The following is a 25,733-nucleotide window of genomic DNA, read 5'->3' on the forward strand; positions in this document are numbered from 1 at the left end:
ATTTCAGCAACATTTTTATTTGTTTAATTCCACCTCGGCAATTGGTTCAGATAATACAACTGTATCACTTGTGCTTCGATCTGCTAAGAATTTAACTGCTTTATAATTACTTTCAGGTAAAACAGTTACATGAACATCGGAAGTATAACCTTTTGAATGCACTAAATCTAAATCCACATTAACTAGCACTTCGCCAACTTTAACTTTATCACCTTGTTTAACTACACTTTCAAACCCTTGTCCATCAAGTTTGACGGTATCAATTCCAATATGAACGAAAACTAATGCATTGTTATTTGCTTTAATTGTTACAGCATGCTTGGTAGTAAATAACATTTCTACTACACCTTCAACTGGTGAAAACACAGGAACAACACCAGAATCATGATCAAATTCAACTGCGAATCCATCACCTAAAGCACCACTAACAAAAACTGGGTCTTTAGCATCAGAAAGGTTTACAAATTTTCCTTTTATTGGACTATGAATCACATCATTTGCTGGTTGATTTATTTCTTCTGTTTTAACTTCTTGATTTGTTTTTTTTGATTTTCTACTAAGTAGTTTTGCTAAGCAATCTCTCAACATAACATCCTTTCTATTTAAACCTTAAATATTTTTCGATTTCTATATATGTATCAGAATGATACTTTTTCAAGAAAATTGTCCCTAGTTTTTGCATTAAAATCGCATCAGAAATACGACGAGGATCAATTTGTTCATCCATAACAGGATTAAGTGATGCTTTTACTTTTGCGATTTCTTCTTTAATTTCTTCATTTGAGATAAAAATATCATACTTTTTAGAAATAACATTTAATCAAAAGAAGTCAGTTAATGTTTCTTTAACTATTGCAACCTTATCACCTTCGAATTTTTCATCAAAGTTAAATCCTTCAATATCACTTTGAATTAAATCTTGTGGAAAATCAATCGGTTTATTAAATTTCTTTATTTCCTTATAAATGTTCATTCCATAAGTAAATAATGAATTAGTAACCACTTCTTCTTTTGTAGTATAAAAAATAAAATCTTTTAATGATTTAAGATCGAAAACACCCGGTATCTGCATTTCTTTTACATTATCATCATTTAATTTTTCATCAAGGTAATAAAAAACATCAATAATGGTAATTTGTAATTTAGTTGTTTCTAAATCAAAATCAAATGTTGATTTAGGTTTCATTCCTACTAACTTACTTTCTAATGTGCTGTCTTTTTCTGCTTTTGCTAATAATTCAAAACGTTGTCTGCGTTTTGAAATAGGATCAAAAGCATCTAAAATAACATGATCATTAGGTTCAATATCATCTGTGGTACGGAACTTACGTGGTGATTGGTTTTTAACATAATCATCGACAAAATTATTTATTTTTTCATCTGTGTCAGATAAAACAAAATCATTAGTTGGCTTAAAATCTAAGGTCAAATCATCTAGATAATTTTCTAAATAATAAGTTTTCAAATCAAATGAAATTGAATCCACATTCATGTGAATGTTTTCAGCAATAGGCATAAATGCAACTTTATTAGATTCACGATCTTTAAGTACATCTGTAAATATTTTTTGTTTCTCAAGCAAAATAACACCACGTGAAGCATATGATAAAATATCTTGTTGTGAAACTTTACCTTTTTTGGTAGTATTTAGATAGTTTAGTGCTTCATTTTGGTAATTAATTCATTGGTTTTTATCAACCAAGATGCTTGTCATTGTATATTTCATTTAAACTCCTTTATTTAAATTTTACTATAAATAAAATAAGTGTATAAAAATGTTTTGTATAATTATTTAATGAAAGATAAAAATTTAGAAGTTAAACACCAAATTCAGCAATTAGTTGAAAAAATTAATCAATGAGACTGAGAATATTATATGCTTGATGCTCCAAGTGTTTCGGATTCTGAATATGATAGCGAATATAAGCGCTTACAAGCATTAGAAGAGACTTTTTCAGATCTGATCCTACCTAATTCACCAACTTTAAAATTAGGTGCTTGAAACAACGAGAAATTCGCTAAAGTAATCCACCAAAAACCGATGCTTTCTTTGAATAAGGCATACTCAAAAGAAGATGTTTTTAAATTTTTAAATGATATTAAGCAACAAATAAGTTCTGATATTTCATTTAATTGCGAACCTAAAATTGATGGATTATCTATTTCTTTGAAATATGTAGATGGTAGACTGATTCAGGCTTTAACTCGTGGAAACGGGATTGAAGGCGATGATGTAACAGAAAATGTTTTTCAAATTGAAAACTTACCTAAACAAATTAATTATCTAAAACCAATTGAAATAAGAGGTGAAGTATATTTATCTAAAACTCGTTTTAACCAACTAAATAAAAAACTGGAAACTGATAATAAAAAACTTCTAGCTAATCCACGCAATGCTGCTGCCGGAACTTTAAAACTGCTAGATAAAAATATTGTTAAAGAACGTGGATTATCAATTATTTTATATGATATAACAGACCCAATACTACATAATATTAATTTACAAAGCGATGTGGTAAATTTTCTAAATCAACTGAATTTACCCACCAGCAAGCATAATAAGACATCTGCAGACTTTGATGAAATATGAAATTTCATCAAAGAATTCAAAGAGATCAAAAATTCCTTTGAATATGATTGTGACGGATTTGTTATAAAGTTAAATAACTTAAAATATTGAGATTCGCTTGGTAGAACTTCTAAATTTCCAAAATATGCTATCGCTTATAAATACGAAACAGAAGAAAAAGTTGCTAAAATCAAAGAAATTATTGCAACCGTAGGAAGAACCGGGAAAATTACCTATGTTGCAAATTTCAAAGACAAGGTTGAATTAAACCAAACCTGAGTATCAAATGCTACCTTGCATAATTATGAATATATAAAAGATATGAATATTAACATCAACGATGATGTTTTAGTAATAAAATCAGGTGAAATTATTCCAAAGGTTATTGCATTAGTTCATAAAAATTCTGATGGTATTTTTAAAAAAGTCACAAAATGTCCTTCTTGTAATCAGCTACTACATCAAAATGATTCATTAGTTGATCAATTTTGTATTAATCAACACTGTCCAGAACAAAAAATACGTGCTTTAATTCATTTTTGTTCGAAGCAGTGTGCTAATATTGAAACCTTAGGAAATGAAATTATTAAGCTATTTTATCAAAAAGGATATATTAATACTTTTTCTTCTATATATATGCTAAATAAGTATAAAAATGATATCATTAAACTTCCTTCTTTTGGTAATTCTAAGAGTAAAAACAAAGAATATAAAAAAATTGATAATATTTTAAGTTCAATTGATAAATCAAAGTCTATTAAACTAGCAAATGCTCTCTTTGCACTCGGTATCCCAAATGTTGGTAAAACTGCTGCCGCATTAATTGCTGCAAAAATAACTAAATTAACTGATTTAGCAACAATAAATCTTGATTCTTTGTTACAAATAAACACAATCGGTCAAGTAATAATCGATAGCATCAAGAGTTTTATAAAAAACCCTAATATGCTTGAAGAAATGCATCGACTTGATAGTATTTTTGAATATATCAACGATGATATTAAAACATCTGATTTATTAAAAGGGAAAAATTTTGTAATTACAGGAACCTTAAGCAAATCCAGAGATTTTTTTAAAGACGAAATTATCAAAAATGGTGGCAAAGTGGTATCAAGCATTTCAAAGAATACTAACTTTTTACTCGCTGGAGAAAATGCTGGTTCAAAACTACAAAAAGCCTATGATTTAGGGATAAAAGTTATAAATGAAGATTATTTTAATCAAATGATGAAAATCTAGAAAGTATATATGAAGAAAATAGGAATTACATCTTTATTCGCTTCCGCTGGGATTGGAACATATTTATTAAAAAACATTGGTTTTGATGTTACCTTATCTAATGAATTGATAGCTAAAAGAGCATATATACACGATTTTTTATATCCAAATTCAAAAATGATAATCGGTGATATAAGTGATAAAAATGTCTTTGATTCATTGGTTTTAAGACACAAACAACTTAATAATCAAATTTTAATTGCTACACCTCCTTGTCAAGGGATGTCACTAGCCGGAAGACGAAAGATAGATGATCCTAGAAATCTATTGATTACATATGTTGTAGATTTTATCAAACAAACAAAACCTAAACTTATTATTATTGAAAATGTAATTCAGATGTATACAACAAAGATAATGATAAATAACAAGTTTATAAATATCAAAGAATATTTAAAAAACGAATTAAGTAGTTTATATCAACACATCGATTTTTATAAATTAAATTCCAAAGATTTTGACACTGCACAAGACCGTAAACGTGCTGTAATTATCATTAGCAACCTATAGATATACAAATACCACACCCCACAAAGATAAAGACTGTAGAAGAAGTAATCAGACACCTACCAAGCCTAGAATCAGGTCAAAGAAGTGATATAAAATATCACAATGCTTCCGTTCACAATGACAGACACATTGAATGAATGAAACATACACCAAGTGGAAAAAGCGCCCATTTTAACGAAAAGTATTTTCCTGTCAAGAAAAATGGAGAACGAATCAAAGGTTATTCTACAACATATAAAAGAATTTCATGAGATAAACCTGCTCCGACTATAACAATGGCAAATGGTTCAATTTCTTCACAAAACAATGTACATCCAGGTAGATATAAAGATGGTTTTTATAGCGATGCAAGAGTTTTAACTATCAAAGAAATTTTACTTTTAACAGGTTTACCTGATGATTTTGTTTTACCTGATGATGTAAGTGATTCAAATATTAGACATATTATCGGCGAATGTGTACCACCGAAGATTTTTTATGGTATTTTAAAAGAAAATAAGGATAAATTAGATAAATAAGATGCAAGATTTTTGACAATCACCAGGTAATAAACAAATTTTTGACAGCATATTAAATCTAAATCCTAAAAAGTTTTCTACTTCTACTCTGTATACTTTTTCAACCTTATCTTATTTTAAAAACAATGTAGATGCATCAGGATTTAAACTCAAATATATTAATTTATTAAAAGTCTTAATTTTTAAACAAATGAATAAACCTGAAAATAAAACAGTTGCAATACATCTGATTACTCACCTTGTTTTTTATGGATTCCTAAAAATCATCAAAAAGTAATAATGAAAAAATAGTTATTATGACTTCTTATGGCAGAGATTTTATTGACAAATGAATACAGGTGCTTAAACATAGATTGATTAATTTTGCTGATAGCTAAAACAGGATTAAGGTTTTCAGAAGCATTGGCTATTACACCAAAAGATTTTGATTTTGTTAGACAAAACTTGAATGTATCAAAGACTTGAAATTATAAAGAAAATGGTGGATTTCTTCCTACAAAAAATAAATCTTCAATTCGCAAGGTACAACTTGATTGAATGACTACATCATAGTTTGCAATGATAATAAAGGACATAGATCCGGAAAAACCTATTTTTATTTTTAAGGAACGAATTTACAATTCAACCATTAATGATACTTTGATTCGCAGGTGTAACAAAGCAAATGTTCCACCGATAACAATTCATGCCCTTAGACATACACATGCATCATTGTTGTTATATGCCGGGGTATCAATAGCTTCCGTTGCGAAGCGCCTCGGACATGCTAGTATGAATACTGCCGAAAGAATTTATTTACATATCATTAACGAGTTAGAAAACAAAGATATTGATCTAGTAATGCGATCGATATCGAGTCTTATATAAATTTAAAAACCCACGAAAATTAGGATATCAAAGAATGTTTTGATATCCTACATTTTGCAATATTTTGTGTGTTATAACCTAAACAAACATTTTTTCTAACATTTTTTTCTTAATATTTTTAAGAATATTTGACTTACGCTGATGAAGTGAAAGGATGGAGTCTAAAGAAGTGAAAAGATTAGCAATTTTGGTTTGTTCATTTATATTACTAATTTTGATTATTATGTTCATTAATTCGTTAGATGTCAATTTATATCTGCTAGTTCCAGCCAAAAAAATTATAAAATTAACTTTTTTTAAAGAAAGAGAAAGAAAATAATTATTGTTATTAGCATTTTGAGATTTTATTACGTGTGCATGATTATTTACCCATATTTTTCCTTTTATGAAATGAATAGGATAATTGTTTAAATCATTAGCTCCATCTTCTGCTATTAAGATATTTTCTCCGTCATGTGTAAAACCTTGGACGAAATCTTGTATTCCATTGGCTCCATAGTAAGGAGTGTAGCCTTTTGTTCTTTTATTTTCTTTTATAGGTATTCTAAGATTGTCTAATCGATAGCATAAATTTGCAATAGCATCCTGTTCTCAAGCGTGAGTAAATTCAGAGAAACGAATATTAGGAAATTTTGAGTTTTGATCAGGAAACATTTTAGATAGCAATGTAGACTTGATGTTCATTAAAAAGTCATATTTTCGCTTATGAAGTGAAAGGAAGGAGTCTAAGGAAATGAAAAGATGAGAGATTTTTTGTTGTTCATGCTTTGATGTAGTCTTCAACAAATTCTTTTCAAGCTCATTTAAATTAATATTTTTTCCTTGTCTTAATCCATAAGTTAAAGGAACAAGAGAATTTATGAACTTACTACTTTTAAAGACATACATTCAAAAATTTGGATGATGTTTATCTATATCTCTAAATCTTAGAACATTGTAAACAGGTGATGTAAGTCCTTCAAATTTAGAAAAGGCTAAACCACTATTAAAAGACGAAAGATGCAAAACAAAGTCGTTTGGTAGAACCCTTTTAAAACTCTCAAGTGATTTAACTTTCTTTTTGGATTCTTTTAGTATCATCCCGTAATTAATTGATGCGGTTAAAAGTGGTAGATAAGCAAAACCTCTCTCGTCTACACGAAATAAAATTTGTCCAAAAGCATCTTGTTCTCACTCATCTTCAAATCCATTAAACCTCAAACTAGGTACTTTTTTGTCCATTTCTATCCTTTCTTTTTATAATTATATTTAAAAATATCAATTTTTAAATAGACAAAAATAGATATCAAATAATATCTATTTTTCGTAAATAAATAGATCTATAATCTTTGTTGCTTCTTCAAACACCTGATGGTCATCTAAATCATTTGTATTAATTATTTTATAAGGAATATTATATTTTTGCACCAATTTCTCAAACAAAGGACGATATAACTGATGTAATCTTTTAAAATAATCTATATTCAAATCAAAGTTTTCAATTTCAACATCTCTACCTCTTTTTAGGATGCGATTTTTAATTACATCAAAATCAGCATCTAAAAAAATTGCTAGATCAGGGTTATCTTTTAAATCTATAATATAATCGAACAAAGCATTGAATGCATTTAGATACTTTGATGGTTTTTGCTCAAGTGTAACAGTTGCAAAAATATGATGTTCAACATTAAAGCGATCTAAGAAGATGTGGTGCTGTTTATGATTATGATTTTTTAAAAACTCTGATTCAGCATTCTTAAATCTTTCTGAAATAGATTCAATGATGTATGATTGAAATGCAATGTCGATATTAGGATATTTTTGATAAATTCATTCTAAAAAAGTATTAAAAACATCATCATTGGAATCTAGTTCTTCTAATAACATTGAATTTTGATAATGATTAGCAAGTTGTTTGCTGAGTGTTGATTTACCACATCCAATCATTCCACTAATTGCTATTTTCATACTCGCTCTTTTGCTTTTGATAAATCAAAATTATCAATGATTTCAATTGCTTTTGCTAAAACTTCTGCTTCTGTAAGGTTGTTGGTATCAACAATAACATAATTTAGATGATATTTATCAGCTTGCTTGATAAATAAGTCCTTATAAACCCTATAAAGGTTTTTAAAGTAGTCTTTGTTCAGCTCGTAATTATTTATTTCAACTTCACGACCTCGTTCAAATAATCGCTTTTCAAAGGTTTCATAACTCATATCTAAATAAATTGCTAAATCAGGAATTTCTTCATCTGTAATCATATGTTCAAATAAAGCATCATAACCTTTTAAATAATTTCTTCCTTTAACTTTCAAATTTACATGTGCAAAAATATAATGTTCAATGCTAAAGCGATCTAAGATTAAGTGATTATTTTTTAAATCGTTATGTTTTGCAGCAAATTCTGTAAATAACTCTTGTAGTTTAGTTGTATGATTTTCCACAACATAAGTCTGTAAAGCCATTGTTAGGTTAGGTTTCTTTTCATACAATCATTTTAAAAAAGTATTGAAAACTACATCGTCTTTATCAAATTCATCTAAGATAACAGATGTTTTATAATGTTCATTTAATTTTTTGGATAATGTGCTTTTTCCACTACTTATCATCCCACTAATTCCTATTACCATTTTTCCTCCTGTGGTTTTTAAGTATAGCAAAAAAACAAATGCAAAACTAGCAATTAATTAAAAAGTTGATTAAAATTAATTATAAAAATTATTCATTTTACTTTTTTATCTTACTGATAGATAAAAAAGTTTTTGAAAAAGTTTCATAATTAAAAATTATCTAAATCATCTTAATTTAGATAATCTACTGAATTAATATTTTCATCGCTACTTCTATTAATTTTGTGGTTCTGAACTTTTTGCAGTTCCTTTTCCCTTAGCAATGTTTTGTAATTGCTCTAATAAAGTAGCATTACTTTTTGGATATTTTGCATCTGCTGCAGCATATTTTGCTGTATAGTCTGGAGTATTTTTGTCTAAATGCATAGTTTCTTGGTAAAATGCTAATGTATCTGCAACAACATCATCTGCTACATCTTTTAACTTATTTTGCATCTCAGTTTTTGCTTCAGTTTCTTTGCTTTCTATAAAGTTATAAGTTTTTTTAGTTTCTGTTAAAATTGCATTTATCAAATTATTTTTTTTGCTAGATTCGGTTGCTTTTGCTTTTTCACCTGAACCACAAGAAACAGCAGCGGCAACTGGAACTAACGATAAAGTAGCGGCAGAAAATGCTCAAATTTTCTTTTTATGTTTCATCTTTTTTCCTTTCTTGAAAATTTTATCAAAATTTGATAAAAGATATTTAGGAATTTTATAAAAGTTTTATAATGATATAACACACTTGAAAGGAAGAATGAACTTAAAAAGACCAGAAGGAACCTTAGAAGTAATTACTGGACCAATGTTTTCAGGTAAAACTGAAGAATTACTTAAAAGACTTAAAATTCTAGAAATAGCAGAAGTAAAAACAATGGTATTTAAACCACATTTTGATACTAGATTTGATAAAAATAAAATTGTAAGTCGCACAGGAGCAAAAACTAAAGCAATTGTTATTAAGCAATCAAAAGATATTATTGATCACTGAAATCCTGAATATCGAGCTGTTGCAATCGATGAAACTAATTTTTTAGATGATGGAATTTTTGAAGTTATCGATAAATTAGTATTAAGTGGAGTTAGAGTAATTGTAAGTGGATTGGATATGGATTTTTTAAGGCGTCCGTTCGGAGTTATGCCTGGTTTACTTGCGATCGCAGATGATATATGTAAGTTAAAAGCGGTATGTTTACAATGTAAATCTGATGCAGCCTTTTCATTTCGTAAGGATGTGAACAACGAGTTAAATGTATTAGGTGATAGCGAATATGAAGCACGCTGTCGCAGATGTCATATTTTAGGTGAAAAACAAAAGTATAAGAAAAGAAAATAATTTATTTGCCTATAAGCAAATAAAAACAGACATATGTCTGTTAGTTGAATTTTGCTAAAATAGTATCTAAATTTAATTGCGATGTAGATGTTAAAACAATATCTGCATTTTTAAATTCTTCTGCATTTGCTGTGATTGCAACAGCTTTCATCTTTGCATCTTTAATCCCTTGAATTCCAGCAACTGCATCTTCGATTCCGAAGCACTCACTTACATCTAAGGATAAACCTGCTGCAGCCTTAATAAAGATATCTGGCGCAGGTTTACCGTTCTTGATATCTCCCGGATAAACAATGTAATCAAAAAGGTTGATAATACCTAATTTTTCCAAGATAGTAGGGGCATTATAACTACTTGATGCAATAGCAAGTTTTAAATTTTTATTTTTTGCATCGGATAAAAATTTTGTTATCCCTGGTAAAATGGATTTTTCATTAATTTGTGTTTGCAAAAGTTCTTTATAGAACAAATTTTTTTGTTCACTTACTTCTAGTAATTTTGAATTATTTAGCTGCAAACTTGGTTTTTTAAGTTTTAAAATAGCTTTTAAGGTTTCGATGCGTGGTAAGCCACGCAAAAGTTCATTATCTGCAAAAGTATAATCGATATCAAATTGTTTAACAACTTTTGCTCAAGATTGATAGTGTAAAATTGCTGTATCAGTAATCACCCCATCTAGATCAAAAATTATTCCTTTAATCATGGATAACCTCAAAAGTTTGTGGATTTTTATTTATATTTCTTTTTTGTCCATTGATTCAGATATAACCGTTAAATTTAGTATCTAAAATAGTTCTAATGCTAAAGTTTTGTTGATTTAAAACAACTTCAAATGCAGCATTTTGGTATTTAAATCGATATGTAAGTTTACTTCAATTTTTTGGAAGCAGTGGTTCTAGATGTAATGCATCATTATGTCAATTTAAACCTCCAAAACCAAAAACAATCATATGATAAATTGCAGCTAATGAACCAGCATGAATTCCTGCATCGGATGTATGCATTGCAGGACCTAAGTCCACATTGATTCCATATTTAAATAACTGGTAGGCTTTTTCAATCATTTTCAATCTTACTGCTTCGATGGTATATGTAACAGGAGACAGCGATGAATCGTGTGTTGTAACAGGTTCATAAAAATCAAAATTCGCTTTTCTTATTTCTTTAGAATATAAATGTGGTAGGATGTTTAACAGCAAAATAACATCGGCTTGTTTAACAAGTTGACAAGAAAGTAACGCATTTCCTTCTTGGGTGTTAAATAGTTTTTTGCCTGCATCACCTAACATCTGAAATGGTAGAACATTACCACGATGTAGTTGTAAAAACTGGTCATTTTCAGCGATAACTAAATTCTCATTTGGTTTTTGTTGCTTGAGTTTTTCTGAAACTTCTTTAAGTTTTGTTACATTAATTGGGTAAGGAATTTTTGATTTAATAATAGCTCATCAATAAGGTTTTTTCTTTTTTAATAAATTTATATATTTTAAAGCTAAATCAATATTGAACTTGGCTAACATATTGATATAAGCACTATTATCAATATTTCCTTTATATTCATTTGGACCCATTACATCTAGAATATGATAACTTCCATCACTTTGTTTTTCAGCACGTGATGCATAGAAAATAGCTGTATCGATAATCATTTCATATCCCATTTGTTCCATGAATTTTTCATCACCAGTAATTTTATAATATTGATTTACTGCAAAAGCAACATCAGCTGAAACATGAATTTCTTGACGACGTGAAGCGATGGGAATTTGTTTACCGGTCATCACATCAGCTTGACCTCAATATGGACATACCTCGCCATCAGTTGGTCATGCCATTTCTCAAGGGAACTGTGCCCCTTTTAAATTACTTTCTTGAGGTCTTTCTTTGATTTCTCTTGCTTTTGCACGAGCCCCTTCAATGCCTTTATATCTATATGTTAGTAAGTTTCGAGCAACTTTAGCTCGATTGAATAAATAAATTGGATTAATAAAGAACTCGGTATCTCAATATGTATGTCCTTGATAACCTTCACCTGAAAGTCCTTTAGCACCCACATTTAAGTTTGTTGAATGTCTAGGTACAAACCCGTTTAGATGAAAGATTGCAAAATCAAGAGCGAGTGAATCGTATTTGCTTTCTTCATCGCCTTCGATTTTGACAAAGAACTCTTTTCAAACTTGAGAATGCATTTTTTCAATTGATTCATTTTTAAGTTCTTCATATGATTTATTAAGTAGTTGCTGATGTTTTGTATTTGCATTTTCACGAACAACTTTTTTCGGTAATAATGAATTTTTGCTATCAACTGATGTATGAACCGACATTAATTTTTCTAGTTCAATTACATCGCCTGCTTTAGCATTTAATTTGATTTTAAAACCTACATAGCGACGCTTCATTTCGATAACATAGTCGTCATTTCCACCCCTAATAAACTCACCATTTAAATAAAGTTTGGTGATAAGGTTATGAACTGCTCAACGCTTAGAAAGTGTAGTACACTGCTCCATTTGCAGTGATTCAGTAGTGATTCGGGTTTTTGCACCTTCCCCAAAATGTTGAGTTCCAGAGTTGGTGACTTGTGCATTAATAGCAGGTTTGATAATAATTTCTATATCTTTATTATCAGTTGTTTCTAAAACTTTAATCTTAATTTTTTGTGCATAAACATTCGGATCATTTCTAGAAACAAAACGTTCAAAAATAAAACAGTATTTTCCGTGATCACGTTCTAATAAGATCTTACGTTTTAAAAAACCTTCTCGAATGTAAAGTGTTTTATTATACTCGTCACGGTTTTTAACATCAAAAGTTATACCGTTAATGATAATAGGAGTAGTCATTAAATCTGCTAAATTTACTAACTCAGGCGAATCGTCTTTGGTATCTTTATTAAACATCCCGTTAACAAAAAAGTCTTCTTTGTTATATGATGCTCTTTCTTCGTCTGCGCTCCGTATTCCCATATATCCGTTACCTAATGCAAAGATGCTTTCAGTTTTTGCAGTTACTGAACGGTTGAATTTAATTTGACTAATCCGTTTTTTCTCTAAATCGTATTTTAAAAAATCCATGTTTTCCTTAATTAACTTTGATTAATACAGATTCGTAAGGACGAAATGTGTTTGTTATTGGTTTATTATCAGCATATGTTGATAAAATTTGTTGTCCTGTATTGATTTGTTCAAAAATTTCTTTGTTTGTAACATTTAAATATGCAATTAATTTTGTGTCTTGATATTCGCGAACGATTTTAATAAGTCCGCTGTAAGTAATTTCAAGATGTGAAGAACCTAATACAAAAACATCTCTATATGTTGTTTTACGCATTGAAATAAGGTTTTGATAAAAGTAAAAAATACTATTTGCATCTGCTAATGCAGTTTCAACATTGATATGTTCACTGTTTCTACCAAAATTGATTCAAGGTTTTGAACCTGCATTAAATCCGGCATTAGTTTGCTTGTTTCATTGCATTAGCGATCTTCCTGCATCGCGTGAATTGATATTTAGATATTTGATAAACTCTGATTCGCTATAAATTTTATTTTTATCTACTAAATCAGCGAATCCATTTTCAATATCGCAATCACGGAATTGAGATCTGTTATCAAAATGGGTATTTAATAAACCAATTTCTTCACCATAATAAATGCAAGGAATACCTTTTAAAGCAAAAAGCATTAGAGCATAAGATTTGGCTGCTTCGCTATGAAAAATACCTTCATCTCCCCATCTAGAAATGCTACGTGATGTATCGTGGTTAGATAGAAAGTTGGTAAACATTTGCGTGGTAATGTTGTGATTGTGTTGAAAAGGTTGTTGCTGATAAACAAACTCTTTATAGTCTCAATTAGCATCATATCCATTTCTACCTGTTTTTCTACCCCATCCAATTCATCATCAAGCAAAATTGAAGTAGTTTTGTGAAACTTGATTATCACCTTTTGCATATTCTAATAATTCATCTGCTGTTATTCCTGAAGCTTCCCCTAATGTGTATGCATCTGGTTTGTTTTTAAATGCTTGTTCATTGAATTTTTTAAGATATTCAACTGCTCCATCACATCAAGCAAAATAAGGGTTAGCAGCAACATTATCAAAGGTTTTTGCTACATGTTTAATAGCATCAAGTCGAAAACCACGAACACCTAAATTGTATCAAAAATCTATAACATCAGACATTGCATCAATGGTATTTGGATGTGCTCAGTTTAAATCAACTTGTTCTTTTGAAAATAAGTGAAAGTAGTATTTTTGAACACTTGGAACATATTCTCATGCAGAACCACCAAAAATACTTTGTGCTTTTGCTTCTTCATCGGTAAGTTTTTCTCTTCAAATAAAGTAGTTATGTTCACTGTTTTCAACCGATTCACAGGCTTTTTTAAATCACTGGTGTTCATTTGAGACATGATTTAGCACAATATCCATAATAATATCAATTCCATATTCTGCAGCTTTTGATGACATTAATCTAAAGTCTTCTAAGGTACCAAATTGTTTTCATACTGATTTATAATCAAGCACATCGTAACCAGCATCGACGAAGTTAGTGTCATATGTTGGACATAATCAAATAGCATTTATTCCTAATTTATGTAGATATGGAAGTTTTGTGATAATCCCTTGTAAATCCCCATCTCCATCGTTATTCGCATCATAAAACGATCTAGGGAAAATTTGGTAAATAATTTTATCTTGCAGTTTTATCATTTCTTACCTCTAATAATACTGTTGAGTGCGGTGATAAAATACCATTTTTATACTCAATTTTTGAGTTGAATAAAACTTTTAAGTCTTTGTCATAGGTATATTCTTCATCAGAGAAGTTATGAATTACCTGAATAACTTGTTTTTGATAAGTTATTTTAAAAATTATGATTTTTTTTAAGGTATCAACATCAATAAATTTAAGACATTGGTTGATTAATCTATTGCTATGGAGTCTAAAAAATGAAGTTTTATTACGGTATTTATTTAATTTTTTAAAGAACTCAAAAACATATTTTTCAACTTTTGGATTCTTTAAATTTTTTCATTTAATTCCATTGGTGTAGTCAGTTGTTTTATATGAATTTGACTGGTATGCAGACTTATCTGGATAATACTTAAAATCATCATAGGTTGATACCACACAGCGATCACTTTCGCTTCCTGATATATCACAGGGTTTACTTTGAAGAAGTTCTGTTCCGGCTAAAACAAGTTGTTTTCCTTGAGTAAATATTGTCATCATTAAAGCTTGTCGATACATTTCAATACGTTGAATTAACGATAAATCATTAGTTGTAGTGTTAATTTTATCTCATAAAGTCATACCATCGTGACATGCTGCATAAGCTAAATTTACTGAAATATCATTGGCAAAAAGAGCATACGGATCTTTTGAATAATATATATTTCCAAAATTGTAATCCTTAATGCCACCTACAATGCTTGTTACATATTGACGAAATAGTTCGATATCAAATTTTGAAATTAAGCCAGGTGCATATTCTGAGTGTTCATCACCTTTGATAGCATTACGAACCGAATCGTTAAAGTATCCAAAAGCAATGTCATTTCCGGTTACTCCTTTGATGTAGCTGATGTCATGTTTTAAATCACCACATCTTCAGGCTTCACCGTGTAAGATAAGTTTTGGATTTATTTTACGCAGTTCCTTAGCAATTTCATTAAATGTTTCAGCATGCATAAAGCAAGAAAGGTCGAAACGAAAACCATCAACTCCGAATTCTTCGACAAAATATTTTAGCGAATCTAAAATAATTCGTTTTACCATATATCTTTCATCAGCAAGGGGTGGATATGTAACAGGTTTAACCTTAGCATTATCTCGATAATAATAACCAGGTAAAACATTATCATAGATGTTGTTGGTCATCATATGATTATAGACAACATCTAAAATAACTCCAACTCCTTTTTTATGTGCATTTGAAACTAAATTACGGAATTCAGCGATTTTTGCGTATGGATCTTTAGGATTACTGCTGTATTGAGCATTTATTGCAAAATAATTATGAGGATCATATCCTCAGTTGTAATTAGTAGTTCATCCACTTCCTTGTCCTTTTTTAAGGATGTTTTGGTTATTTTCATTTAATGCATATGTGCTATGAATAGGTAGAAACTGCACGTGTGTGATACCGAGTTTTTTGACATATGAGAATAAATCTGCTTCTAATAGAGCATTAAATGTCCCTAGTTTACTTTTAAACTCTTTTTGACTTTTTAAACTAGTAAAGTCACGAACATGTAACTCATAAATTAATGCATCGGTGCTATTATTAAGTTCGGTAGCGAATTTTTTAGGAACAGAACCTGCTTTTTTTGAATTTATATTAACCAATGCTCCATAACCTACTTTATCTTCTTTACCTTCTCAATCAAATGCAGCCAATGAAATAGCATATGGGTCTAAAGCATTTGTAATGCTACCATCTGAATGTCAAATTTTATATTGATAAAAATATCCTTCAAAATGTAATGGTATTTGTGTTTTTCAAACTGTATCTATTTTTAATGAATCAAATTTTTGAACAAATTTTAAATTACTATCATAGAGCATCACTTCGACTCTTTGAGCAAGTGGCTGTCAGAGCTTTAGTTGAATATGAAAGTCTAAAAATTTAATTCCTAAATCAGGTTTTTTATATGCATATTTTTCATCAAAATCTGCATAAAACCTTTTGTTTTTATTCTTAATATTCATATGCAATATTATAAATTTATTTTGTCTTTTTTAGGTATAAATTAATAATTTTCTTGACATATCAAAGAGATAATTTTATGCACCTAAAATATAATAAAAAAATTAAAAACAGCATAAAAAATGTGCTAGTTTTTAACTTTTTTTCAATAAATCAAATTTCTTTTATTACTAAGAGCAAGATAAAAAATAAATTTTATTTTAAAAATTATACATATAATGAAAATTCTTGATGATAGAATTTAAAATGTTCGGGTTTTATATAATATTTCCCTGCTATACAAATGCTATCGCTGTCATAACCTCAAAAAGCAATAACAACCATGTTATCAACACCAAATTTATTTACTTTTTCATATTTTAATTCATAAACAATATTTTTTAGACTATGTCGATCAATTAGAATGTTGATAATTGGTGTTCTAGTATCAATAGGTTCGAATTCATCAATGTTTTTAGTAGAAACATATATATCACCTTCAGCAATAATCTCACCTGCCTTTTGATAGTTCATTTTAAAAGAACGATGTCCTTCGGTAAAAATAATATTTTTATCTTTAAATCAATTCGGCAAGGTTTCCTTAGTTTCACTGCCAAGAATTCTATCAACCCCGATCAAATAACTTATAGGTTTAATTAGGTTATGAAAATTTTCTGCTACAAAGTGGCCACGTTTTGAAATAGAGTAAATTGCACCAATAGAAAAAAGTTTCTGATAAGCAGATACCACAACAGAACGCGAACAATTAAATCGATTCATAAGTTGATGTTCAGAAGGCATAATCATATTTATAGGAATTTTTTTAGTCGAAATTAAATCAATTAAATACTTAATCAAATTATTAGTCTTGGTTTGATTAAGGTTTGTTTTTTCATTTGTGTCTTTTTGATACTTAACTGGACTATTCTTTTTCATAAATATATTTTAACAAAATAAAATTATTTTCTAATTAACTTGAAAATAACATATCCACCTTGTTCGATTCAGATTCTTCATGATTCGTTTTTTGCTTTATATAGCAAAATTTGTTCAAAGTGATAATTACGAGAAATTTTTAATAAATCAAGTTTTTTATGTTGATAGTTACAAAAAGCAAATAATAAGTATTCTTTTTGTTGTCCTAAGTCTTTTCGGATTATAACACTGTTATAATCAATTGTATCAACAAACTCATAAGGATTTGCTATCGTATCAGCATCTGTTAGTGATAAAAATGGATAATCTTTTCTTAGTTTTGCCATAAACTGAATTAGTTTGTATGCTTGTCCTTGTTTGCTTTGCACATCAGCGCTTTCTAAATTAAGTGCTGATGTAAACATTATATGATCTCCAAAACTTTCTTTTACTTTCGGATCATAAATAAAGCAGTTATAAGTATTATTTTCCCATTTCATTGGTTCTCTTAAGGTAGGATCACCATAATATCTAGTTGAATAATAATAAAGTTCATCTGCTGCATAAATAATAGGTGTGGCAGGTAGCGCTAAAAGCACAAATAATGCAATATTTAGTGCTTCTTTTTCTGATGTTGTAAGATTATCGTTAAATTTATATCATTTTTTCTTACTGATTTGACTGCGATATACTTCAAGTCATCTACGCACATCATGGTTATCTAAAAACGGGATTCATTTAGCTTTTTGCGATGTATTTTGATATTCAATTAACATATTTTTTAGTTGATTATATTCAATTCTAACATCTGGATTGTGTCTGAAAAATTTTCCACCATCATAGATTGTATCTAACCCGATGTTACCATCTGCATCCTTTAAATACATTAACCCTTTGACAGCATCTGAATTAACTCACTCACCCATCATAAACACTTCTTCTATGTTTTCTGCATCAGTAATTTGTTTTGATGCATCCCTTAGAAGGTGAAAAATTTTTGCTTCATTAAAATTGTTTTTAGTTTCAATTTCACTTGAATAATATTCTGCAAAAGCATCGTAACGAAATCCATCTACACCAACAGCTGTTCAAAATTTTTGAATATGAATCAGTTGTTCAATAACTTTATAATTATCTAAATTTAAATCAGGCATCCCGTAAGAAAAACGTGCTAAGTAGGTTCGATTAGTTGCATTTATATCTGTGGTAAAGGGATATTTGCTTTTTATTTTCAGGTTATCAACTTTAACATCTGAATCATATAAATTTATATCAAGACGATAAAAGTCACTGTATCCATCATTAGCAAGTGCTGCTTGAAATCAAGGATGTTCATAAGAAGTATGATTAAATACCATATCTAAATAAACTTTGATTCCGTGTTCATGTGCTGTGTTTAAAAAATCAATAAAAGCATTCATGCCACCCAATCGTGAATCAACATTGCAATAATCAATAACAGAATAGCCGTGATAACTTGACGCAGGATGGATTGGGCTTAATCAGATTTGATCGACTCCGAGGTTGCTAATATATTCAATTTTATCTTTTAAACCGATAAAATCCCCGATTCCATCATTATTTCCATCAGCAAAGTTATATATTAAAACTTGATAAATTATGTTGGTATTTTTGTAATTTTCTAACTTCTTTGCCTTTGGAGCAGTTAAAAACAGATTTTTATAGTCTGTATGATATTCATAATCGACGCGATTGTTATCTCATGATGCAGCAGTTTTAAAAGGTTGTTTTTTAAGCAAATATGAATAATATAACTTGTAAAAAGTTTTACTAAAAGATTTCATAGGAATAAATGATATCATAATGGATTAATAATTTTTGTATAAACTTGACAGGTTAAGAAAAACCAAGGAAACCCTTGGTAAATATTATTTTGAATTGTTTAATAAAGCATTAATTTCAACTTTTAACTTTTGTGTATCATGAGCTTTGGTTGCTAAAATTTTATCTTTTTTAACAAATCCGTATCTTTTCTTAGCAACTATTATTAAAACAATACATATAAATGCTAAAATCATCGCAATTCATGATGTTGTATAATTGATTCTAGGTAAATCTCCTGTTTGAATTGGTGTATATGATTTTGCATTATCAGTTATAATAAGTGTGTAATTATTTTTAAATGTTTGATCTGGTTGTAAAGCATTTATAAAGAATAAAACTATAAAGATAGCAGGTATCAAAGCAAATAAGTAAATAAATGTTTTATCGGAATTTGATTTATTTTTATATAACATAACTTGCATATAAATCAAGGTTAATAAAGCAACCAATGAAAGAAAAATACTGATTGAATTTAAACTTCAAAAGACTTCTTTTAACTGATATGAAGGTGAGTTAGCATAAACTTGTGCAGGGGTAAATCCGGCTGCTGTATCGCTGTTTAAAATGTAGTTATATTCAAGTTGAATTTGTGCATAAAAGCGAGTGTATAAGGTTGCTTGCAAAATTATTACAATTGCTAAAAACACAGAGATAATTGCTAAATAAATTTTACGTTCTAAATAGTTGTTTTTAGTATCAAAATACTTATGCATTAGTTAATTCTTTCTTCGCTTTGACTATCAAATAAGTGGATGCGAGATACGATAAATTCAACATATACATGTGAATATAATTCAAATTCTTCAGAGTTAGAAGCATTAACAATAAATTCAATATCTTCATTAATCCGCACTGTGACTAATTGATCTTTACCGATTAATTCAATATTTGCAATTTTACCTAACACTCTGTTTTCAGTATTGGAATAACTTATTTTTAGGTCTTCACTACGAAAACCGGCAACTACTTTTTGGTTTTCTTTTAATAATGCAGCTGTTTCTGTATCAAGTTTAATTTGAATTTTTTGATCATTAGATACCAATAAATTATCTTTATATATAGCATCAAAAGTATTCATTGTAGGTGAACCGATAAATTTAGCAACAAAAATATTAGCAGGTTTAAAGTATAAATCTTTACCTTTTCCATTTTGTTGGATTTTTCCATCGTTAAAAACAACAATTTGATCACCCATTGTCATCGCTTCGAGTTGGTCATGAGTAACATAAATACTTGTGGTATTTAACATACGATGAATGTTAACTATTTCGCGACGCATACTTTCGCGTAATTTAGCATCCAAGTTAGAAAGAGGTTCATCCATCAAGAATACAAGTGGTTTACGAGCAATTGCACGACCAATAGCTACACGTTGGCGTTGTCCTCCTGATAAATCACGGGGCTTACGGTAAAGGTAGTCATCAATACGTAAAATTTTTGCAACATCTTTAACACGACGATCGATAACATCTTTACGTTCGCGGGCGATTTTTAATCCGAATGAAATGTTGTTGTAAACATTCATATGTGGGTATAAAGCATAAGATTGAAACACCATTGCGATATTACGTTCATTAGGTAAAAGGTTGTTATATCTTTTGTTATTAAATAATAAATCACCTTTAGTAATTGAATTTAATCCAGCAATCATCCTTAATAAAGTTGTTTTTCCACATCCTGAAGGTCCTAAAAAGATGCAGAATGTTCCAGCTTTAATATCTAAGTTAATATTTTCAAGTGTATATTTTTCGTTTCCTTCATATTTTTTTGAAATATTAACTAATTTGATATCAGCACCATTGCTTGATTCATAAATTTCACCTACTTCAGAAACAAGTGCGTCAATATCGATGGTTTCAAAACCGCTTGTATCATCTAATTTATCTTCTGTTACAACAGAATTATTTGTGTCTTTTTTCTTTTTAAAAAACATATTATCCTTTCACGGCTCCATCTGAAAGACCACCGACAATGTATTTTTGTAAGTACATAAATAATGCAAATGCAGGGATAGAAGCAAGAATCGAACCAGCTGCATATGCTCCTGCATTAACATGTTTTGGTTCAGCTGATAAGAATTGGTCTAGTCCAACAGCTAAGGTTTTTTCTTTTGAATCAGCAAGTACGAATTTAGGTAAGATAACATCAGTAAATGGTGTTAAAAATGATCATAAAGCCACCATAATAAGCGCAGGACGAATAACAGGGACTAAAATTTTAAAGAATAATCCTCAGTTGCTACATCCATCGATTTTACCTGAATCATCAAGTTCGCTTGATACGGTATCTAAATAGGACTTAAGCATAAAGGTATTCGCTGAAATGGCTCCACCTGAATAAATAATAACTAACATAAATATCGAAGGTATCCCAATGCTATTACCTAAACGAACCAGTAAGAAAAGTGAAATAATAGCAGTTGTTGCTGGAATCAGTTGTAACATCATAATTATCATTAATGAATTTTTTGATCCAGCGAATTTAAATCTGGAATATGCATAACCATTTAATGCCACAGCGACAGTTGATATCACCATAGTTAAAACAGCAATTATGATGGTATTTTTATACCAAATCAAAAAGTCGCTACGAGGACTGGTGAATAAGTAAGAGAAGTTGTCTCAACCAAATTTAAATGGAACAACCGCAACAACACGTTCATTATTTACATTGAATGCTGAAATAATTAATGAAACTATTGGAAAGAGAATAATTATTGCTCAAAAGATTAAGAATAAGTAGTTAAAGAATAATCAGAATATTTCAAGTGCTGTTAAGGGTTTGGTGTCAGTTTCGTTAAAATTAATTCGTCTAGGAGTTAATTTTTTATACGGAACTTTTACTTTATCAAAGGTATGTTGATAAAATCTTTTGCGTTTTCATTTTTCGAACATTAATCTCTCCTTGACATAGTTTTAATAAACCCTCTTGCACCAATAGCAATTGAAATAAGAGCAGCAAAGGTTGTTAAGGCAGCAGCAAATGCTTGGTCACCTGGGATGTTGGTTGCTCCTTGTGCGATTTTGAAGACAAATGAAATAATAATATCAGTTGATGCTTCATTGAATGCAGATGCTTTAGCAAAGTTTGGCCCACCACCAGTGAAAATAGAAATTGTAGTGAAATTATTAAATGCTCCAACAAATTGACCAATTAGCATCGGTGCAATTGAAATAAGAAGCGATGGTAAGGTAAGATGTCAGAATAGTTGTCTTCCTTTTGCTCCATCAACAGCACCTGCTTCATAAATATCTTTTGGTATAGATTGTAAATTACCAGTTACAAGCATAAAGATAAATGCATAAGCAATTCATGTTTGCACCACAATTACCAATACACGAGCAGTCCCGATTTCACCTAATCAGTTACGTGGCTCCTTTAGTAGTCCGATTGATAACATTATTTTGTTAATGTATCCAACTTCACCACCTTGAAATGATGATCTAAGAAATGATAAAGTAACGAATGCTGGAATAGCTCATGGTAAAATATAAATAAGTCTAAATATTTTTTTAAACTTAATGCGTTGGTTATTTGTTAAAATTGCGATTATAATACCAAGTGAAATAGGGATAAAGGTTGAAAATACTGTTCATATTGCTGTTCAATAAAATACACGTCCTAAACCACTAAAGATACCAGTGTTACGAAATACTCATCAATATCCTCAGTTTTTAAGCCCTACTCAGTTGACAGTTTGTGCCGGAGCATAGTGCTCAAAACCATAGTTAGTAAATGAAACAAGTACTGATGTAATAATAGGTGTAGCTACCACAAAAAGCATTAATACTCAACCTAAAATAGAGATCACTCAGGGATATCCACCTGTCGAAATTCATCTTTTGGTATGTGATCATTTACTTGGACGAGAACCATATTCTAAGTTTTTTGCTACCCGATAACTACTAAGCGATGATGTAGCAAAGTATATTATGACTATTACCATCAAAATAACACTTATAACACCACCAAATAAGTATATCCGAGCATCTGTTAAAATACCTTCTGCATGGTTAAATTTGCCTGCTCCTAAGTCGCTAAAACCAGGAATTCCACCCATTTTATCTCAGTAAGCACCAAATGAAAATGGAACAATTAGTGCTCATAAAAAGATGCTTCCTAAACTAAGTAAAATTCCTTTTATGTATTGTTTAAAGAACAATAATTCAGAAAGACCAGGGAAAATAAATCCAAGCACTAAAGCAAGTCATCTGAAATTTTTCATTGTTTCAATTGGTATTGATTTTTGTGCTTCATTAATTTTGCTATCATATATTTTTGAATTAACTCGCATTTCAGCGAATTCACGTCAAAATGAAGTTTTCAAAATTTCTTTGTTAGATAAAACTTTTGATTTTAATTTTGCTTCTGTAACAGCCTCTTTATAGTCGATTTTGTATTCGATTTTCTTGTTTTTGAAAGCTACCTTAGTAATTTCTTTTGTCTTAATTTTTGCTTTTAAAGCTGCTATATTTTCTTTATAAGTTTTTTTATAAAGTTTTTTAGATGAAGCAAAAACTTGTTTTTCTGCTTGATATTCAGTTATAGGTTTTTCTTGTTTATTAATATTTGGATTGACATCATTATCATTTAGTTTTTGGATAAGATTATCAATTACAGTCATTAGATTCTCAAAATCAGAAGAGTTTTGGTTTTGATTTGATAAGTGTTTAAGATTATATAAAGAAACCTTTGATTTAATCCGTTCTTCGCAATATTTAATGCGAGTAAGTCGATAATCAATAAACTTTTCTCTTAATGCTTTTGATTCTACCTTGTGAAATTCACCTTCATATGTATATTTAACTTTTGCATCTGCAAGCAGATTTTTATATTGGGATTTTAACAATATTGAAAATTCATTTTGAACTCTTAAAACATTAATAAAATTTAAATATTCTTTTAAAGCGATATTAACAAAAGGATAATCATTGGTTACTTGATAAGCATTAAGAATATTAAGAATTTTGTTATTTTTAACTTTTAAACCTTTTAAATCTAGGTTTTTTATGCTAAAATCAATTTTTGGTAAGTTATTGAAGTTTTTTGAAAGTAATGAATATAAGTCTTTATAATTTTGCAATCTTGCTCGTTCTTTAAAAAATGGTTTAATTGATCTATATCATTGCTTAATTTTTATAACTTCTAAATTTGATTTATCAACAATTTCTTTAACAATCGCTTTATTAGCAACCTCAGTTGATAAAATTTGTTCTTGTTGTTGCTTTATTTTTTCTAACGAAAGCAACTTTTGTTGTTTAGCTTGACTTTTTCGTTCTTGCAGTTTACTTGTGTATTCATATTCGATTTGTAGGATTTTTTGTCTGTTTTCAAGAATAATATTTTCTTTTTCTTTTGTATATAACTCTTTTTGTAAAGTATATGTAGATTCATATTGATGTTTTAATTCTTGACGACGAGCAAATAAACTTAATCTTTGTTTTTCTAGACTTTCGTAGAAGTTTTTAAAGAATATTTTTGCTGAATCTCCTAATTTTTGGATATATGCAAGTTCGTTAGGTAGCAATAAATTATGTATTTTTTCGATATCAAATTCTGTATCTTTAACATGTTTTAGATAAAGTTTAAGTATAGAAAAGATAGTATATTTTTTAAATGTTTGCATTTCTGAAAGACGAGTTGAAGTCTGTAGTTTTTTAATACTTTCGACTTTAATTTCTAAATCATCAGCAGATTTTGTTAATGAATAAACAAAATCTTTTGCATATGATTTAATGTCTTTTAGTTGTGCATTAATTTTTTTAAGTTCAAAATTTAACAAAGAAATAGAAGAGGTACAAAATGATAATTTCTTAATAGAATCTTTAAGAACTATTATCTTGTTTTTGTAAGCAACTTTGTGCGAATTTAATTCGCGTTTTAAGTTGTCTTGTAGTTTTGTTCTTGCTCGTAAGAATAAATCTTTGTCTATTTTTTGTTGGTTATTAATACGATCTTGTGTTCTTAAGAAGACATTTTTAATCTGTTTTTTATAGGATTTAAGATTACCGGCACTCTGAGGTAATATTGAATCGAATGATTCACCGTATCAGTTGTACAGCTTTAATTTTTCCATAAATTACCTTGCCTTTCCTTTGTGTATTTTAACCCATTCATAATAATGAAGCTTTCTTTGAATATGATATTGTATACTGAATGTAAATAAAGCAATAACAGTTGAAAAAGAGAAAATAGATATAAATGTACCTGTTATTATTTGAAAGTTACTCATATAAGATGTTCCCCTAAAAAAAGGTAGACCTGTAAGTAAAATAAAAACAATAATCCAACATGTAAAAAAGATATATCCTGCTTTCAATTTACTTCGTAAAAGTAGTAAATAAATCAAAAAGAAAACTAAAACTAAGGTATTTGCAATATAAGCAACTAATGTTGCGATGGCATGATTTTTTGCAAATTCACTTAATTTATCTGCATCACTTCTTATTTCAATAGGCACCGATTCAGTATTAATTCCATATCCGAATGGAATTAATACCCATATAAGAAGCACTGCTGTAAGCAGTGCTAATAGTATTAGTAAAATATAAAACTGTTTTTTTTCGATATTTATTTTATATTTAGTATAACTGTACATTTAGCTTACTT

The 25,733-nt window shown here is 29.1% G+C and carries 24 protein-coding genes; 7 read left to right on the top strand and 17 right to left on the bottom strand.

From position 1 onward, the window contains the following. Positions 1-15: 15 nt before the first annotated feature. A complete protein-coding gene (locus ACXYRO_RS00900) occupies positions 16-588 on the bottom strand; it encodes a PTS sugar transporter subunit IIA (RefSeq protein WP_458614037.1) in 573 nt (190 codons plus the stop codon). 10 nt (positions 589-598) lie between these two features. Further along, a complete protein-coding gene (locus ACXYRO_RS00905; protein ID WP_458614038.1) occupies positions 599-1,726 on the bottom strand; it encodes a trigger factor-related chaperone in 1,128 nt (375 codons plus the stop codon). A 69-nt stretch (positions 1,727-1,795) separates the two neighbouring features. Between ACXYRO_RS00905 and ligA the strand changes: the two genes are divergently transcribed. The 6 genes from ligA (at position 1,796) to ACXYRO_RS00935 (ending at position 5,742) form a co-directional block, all read left to right on the top strand. Continuing rightward, on the top strand, positions 1,796-3,808 hold the full coding sequence (gene ligA, locus ACXYRO_RS00910; RefSeq protein WP_458614039.1) for an NAD-dependent DNA ligase LigA: 2,013 nt from the start codon (positions 1,796-1,798) through the stop codon (positions 3,806-3,808). 9 nt (positions 3,809-3,817) lie between these two features. After that, the gene (locus ACXYRO_RS00915) at positions 3,818-4,357 is read left to right on the top strand and encodes a DNA cytosine methyltransferase (protein ID WP_458614040.1); all 540 of its coding nucleotides are present in this window, start codon (positions 3,818-3,820) and stop codon (positions 4,355-4,357) included. A gap of 137 nt (positions 4,358-4,494) precedes the next feature. Further along, positions 4,495-4,875, top strand: coding sequence for a DNA cytosine methyltransferase (locus ACXYRO_RS00920; protein ID WP_458614041.1), 381 nt, complete (start codon positions 4,495-4,497; stop codon positions 4,873-4,875). Position 4,876: 1 nt separating this feature from the next. After that, entirely contained in the window at positions 4,877-5,152 is a 276-nt protein-coding gene (locus ACXYRO_RS00925; protein WP_458614042.1) for a hypothetical protein, read from the top strand. A 29-nt stretch (positions 5,153-5,181) separates the two neighbouring features. Continuing rightward, positions 5,182-5,427 (top strand): site-specific integrase, encoded by a 246-nt coding sequence (locus tag ACXYRO_RS00930; protein WP_458614043.1) that lies wholly within the window; start codon positions 5,182-5,184, stop codon positions 5,425-5,427. A gap of 6 nt (positions 5,428-5,433) precedes the next feature. Next, the gene (locus ACXYRO_RS00935) at positions 5,434-5,742 is read left to right on the top strand and encodes a tyrosine-type recombinase/integrase (RefSeq protein ID WP_458614044.1); all 309 of its coding nucleotides are present in this window, start codon (positions 5,434-5,436) and stop codon (positions 5,740-5,742) included. A gap of 78 nt (positions 5,743-5,820) precedes the next feature. On the opposite strand, the gene ACXYRO_RS00940 is transcribed toward ACXYRO_RS00935, so the two are convergent. From ACXYRO_RS00940 to ACXYRO_RS00955, 4 genes are all read right to left on the bottom strand, one after another. Next, positions 5,821-6,963, bottom strand: coding sequence for a restriction endonuclease subunit S (locus ACXYRO_RS00940; RefSeq protein WP_458614045.1), 1,143 nt, complete (start codon positions 6,961-6,963; stop codon positions 5,821-5,823). Between the two features lie 75 nt (positions 6,964-7,038). Beyond that, complete coding sequence (locus tag ACXYRO_RS00945; RefSeq protein WP_458607466.1) at positions 7,039-7,689, bottom strand: deoxynucleoside kinase; 651 nt, start codon at positions 7,687-7,689, stop codon at positions 7,039-7,041. Beyond that, positions 7,680-8,354, bottom strand: coding sequence for a deoxynucleoside kinase (locus ACXYRO_RS00950; RefSeq protein ID WP_458607465.1), 675 nt, complete (start codon positions 8,352-8,354; stop codon positions 7,680-7,682). Before ACXYRO_RS00950 ends, ACXYRO_RS00945 begins: the two co-directional genes overlap by 10 nt. A 216-nt stretch (positions 8,355-8,570) precedes the next feature. Then, a complete protein-coding gene (locus tag ACXYRO_RS00955) occupies positions 8,571-8,993 on the bottom strand; it encodes a hypothetical protein (RefSeq protein ID WP_458607464.1) in 423 nt (140 codons plus the stop codon). A 97-nt stretch (positions 8,994-9,090) separates the two neighbouring features. On the opposite strand from ACXYRO_RS00955, the gene ACXYRO_RS00960 reads away from it, so the two are divergent. Beyond that, complete coding sequence (locus ACXYRO_RS00960) at positions 9,091-9,669, top strand: thymidine kinase (protein WP_458597615.1); 579 nt, start codon at positions 9,091-9,093, stop codon at positions 9,667-9,669. 40 nt (positions 9,670-9,709) lie between these two features. On the opposite strand, the gene pgmB is transcribed toward ACXYRO_RS00960, so the two are convergent. The 11 genes from pgmB to ACXYRO_RS01015 form a co-directional block, all read right to left on the bottom strand. Continuing rightward, a complete protein-coding gene (pgmB, locus tag ACXYRO_RS00965) occupies positions 9,710-10,372 on the bottom strand; it encodes a beta-phosphoglucomutase (RefSeq protein ID WP_458597614.1) in 663 nt (220 codons plus the stop codon). Continuing rightward, positions 10,365-12,743: a glycosyl hydrolase family 65 protein gene (locus tag ACXYRO_RS00970; RefSeq protein ID WP_458614046.1), complete on the bottom strand. Its 2,379-nt coding sequence runs from the start codon at positions 12,741-12,743 to the stop codon at positions 10,365-10,367. Before ACXYRO_RS00970 ends, pgmB begins: the two co-directional genes overlap by 8 nt. A 7-nt stretch (positions 12,744-12,750) precedes the next feature. Beyond that, positions 12,751-14,385, bottom strand: coding sequence for an alpha-amylase family glycosyl hydrolase (locus ACXYRO_RS00975; RefSeq protein WP_458614047.1), 1,635 nt, complete (start codon positions 14,383-14,385; stop codon positions 12,751-12,753). Further along, positions 14,366-16,387 (bottom strand): alpha-amylase family glycosyl hydrolase, encoded by a 2,022-nt coding sequence (locus ACXYRO_RS00980; protein ID WP_458614048.1) that lies wholly within the window; start codon positions 16,385-16,387, stop codon positions 14,366-14,368. The genes ACXYRO_RS00975 and ACXYRO_RS00980 overlap by 20 nt, the downstream gene beginning before the upstream one ends. Positions 16,388-16,592: 205 nt before the next feature. Further along, positions 16,593-17,300, bottom strand: a complete 708-nt coding sequence (locus tag ACXYRO_RS00985; protein ID WP_435128852.1) for a GntR family transcriptional regulator — start codon at positions 17,298-17,300, stop codon at positions 16,593-16,595. A 23-nt stretch (positions 17,301-17,323) separates the two neighbouring features. After that, positions 17,324-19,084: an alpha-amylase family glycosyl hydrolase gene (locus ACXYRO_RS00990; RefSeq protein ID WP_458614049.1), complete on the bottom strand. Its 1,761-nt coding sequence runs from the start codon at positions 19,082-19,084 to the stop codon at positions 17,324-17,326. Positions 19,085-19,168: 84 nt separating this feature from the next. After that, a complete protein-coding gene (locus ACXYRO_RS00995) occupies positions 19,169-19,837 on the bottom strand; it encodes a hypothetical protein (protein ID WP_458614050.1) in 669 nt (222 codons plus the stop codon). Continuing rightward, positions 19,837-21,078: an ABC transporter ATP-binding protein gene (locus ACXYRO_RS01000; protein ID WP_458614051.1), complete on the bottom strand. Its 1,242-nt coding sequence runs from the start codon at positions 21,076-21,078 to the stop codon at positions 19,837-19,839. The genes ACXYRO_RS00995 and ACXYRO_RS01000 overlap by 1 nt, the downstream gene beginning before the upstream one ends. Then, on the bottom strand, positions 21,059-22,018 hold the full coding sequence (locus ACXYRO_RS01005; protein ID WP_435128863.1) for a sugar ABC transporter permease: 960 nt from the start codon (positions 22,016-22,018) through the stop codon (positions 21,059-21,061). The genes ACXYRO_RS01000 and ACXYRO_RS01005 overlap by 20 nt, the downstream gene beginning before the upstream one ends. Then, entirely contained in the window at positions 22,018-25,200 is a 3,183-nt protein-coding gene (locus tag ACXYRO_RS01010; RefSeq protein WP_458614052.1) for an ABC transporter permease subunit, read from the bottom strand. The genes ACXYRO_RS01005 and ACXYRO_RS01010 overlap by 1 nt, the downstream gene beginning before the upstream one ends. A 3-nt stretch (positions 25,201-25,203) precedes the next feature. Then, the gene (locus ACXYRO_RS01015; RefSeq protein ID WP_458614053.1) at positions 25,204-25,722 is read right to left on the bottom strand and encodes a hypothetical protein; all 519 of its coding nucleotides are present in this window, start codon (positions 25,720-25,722) and stop codon (positions 25,204-25,206) included. Positions 25,723-25,733: the final 11 nt, after the last annotated feature.

It is taken from the genome of Mycoplasma sp. 4013 (assembly GCF_054353875.1).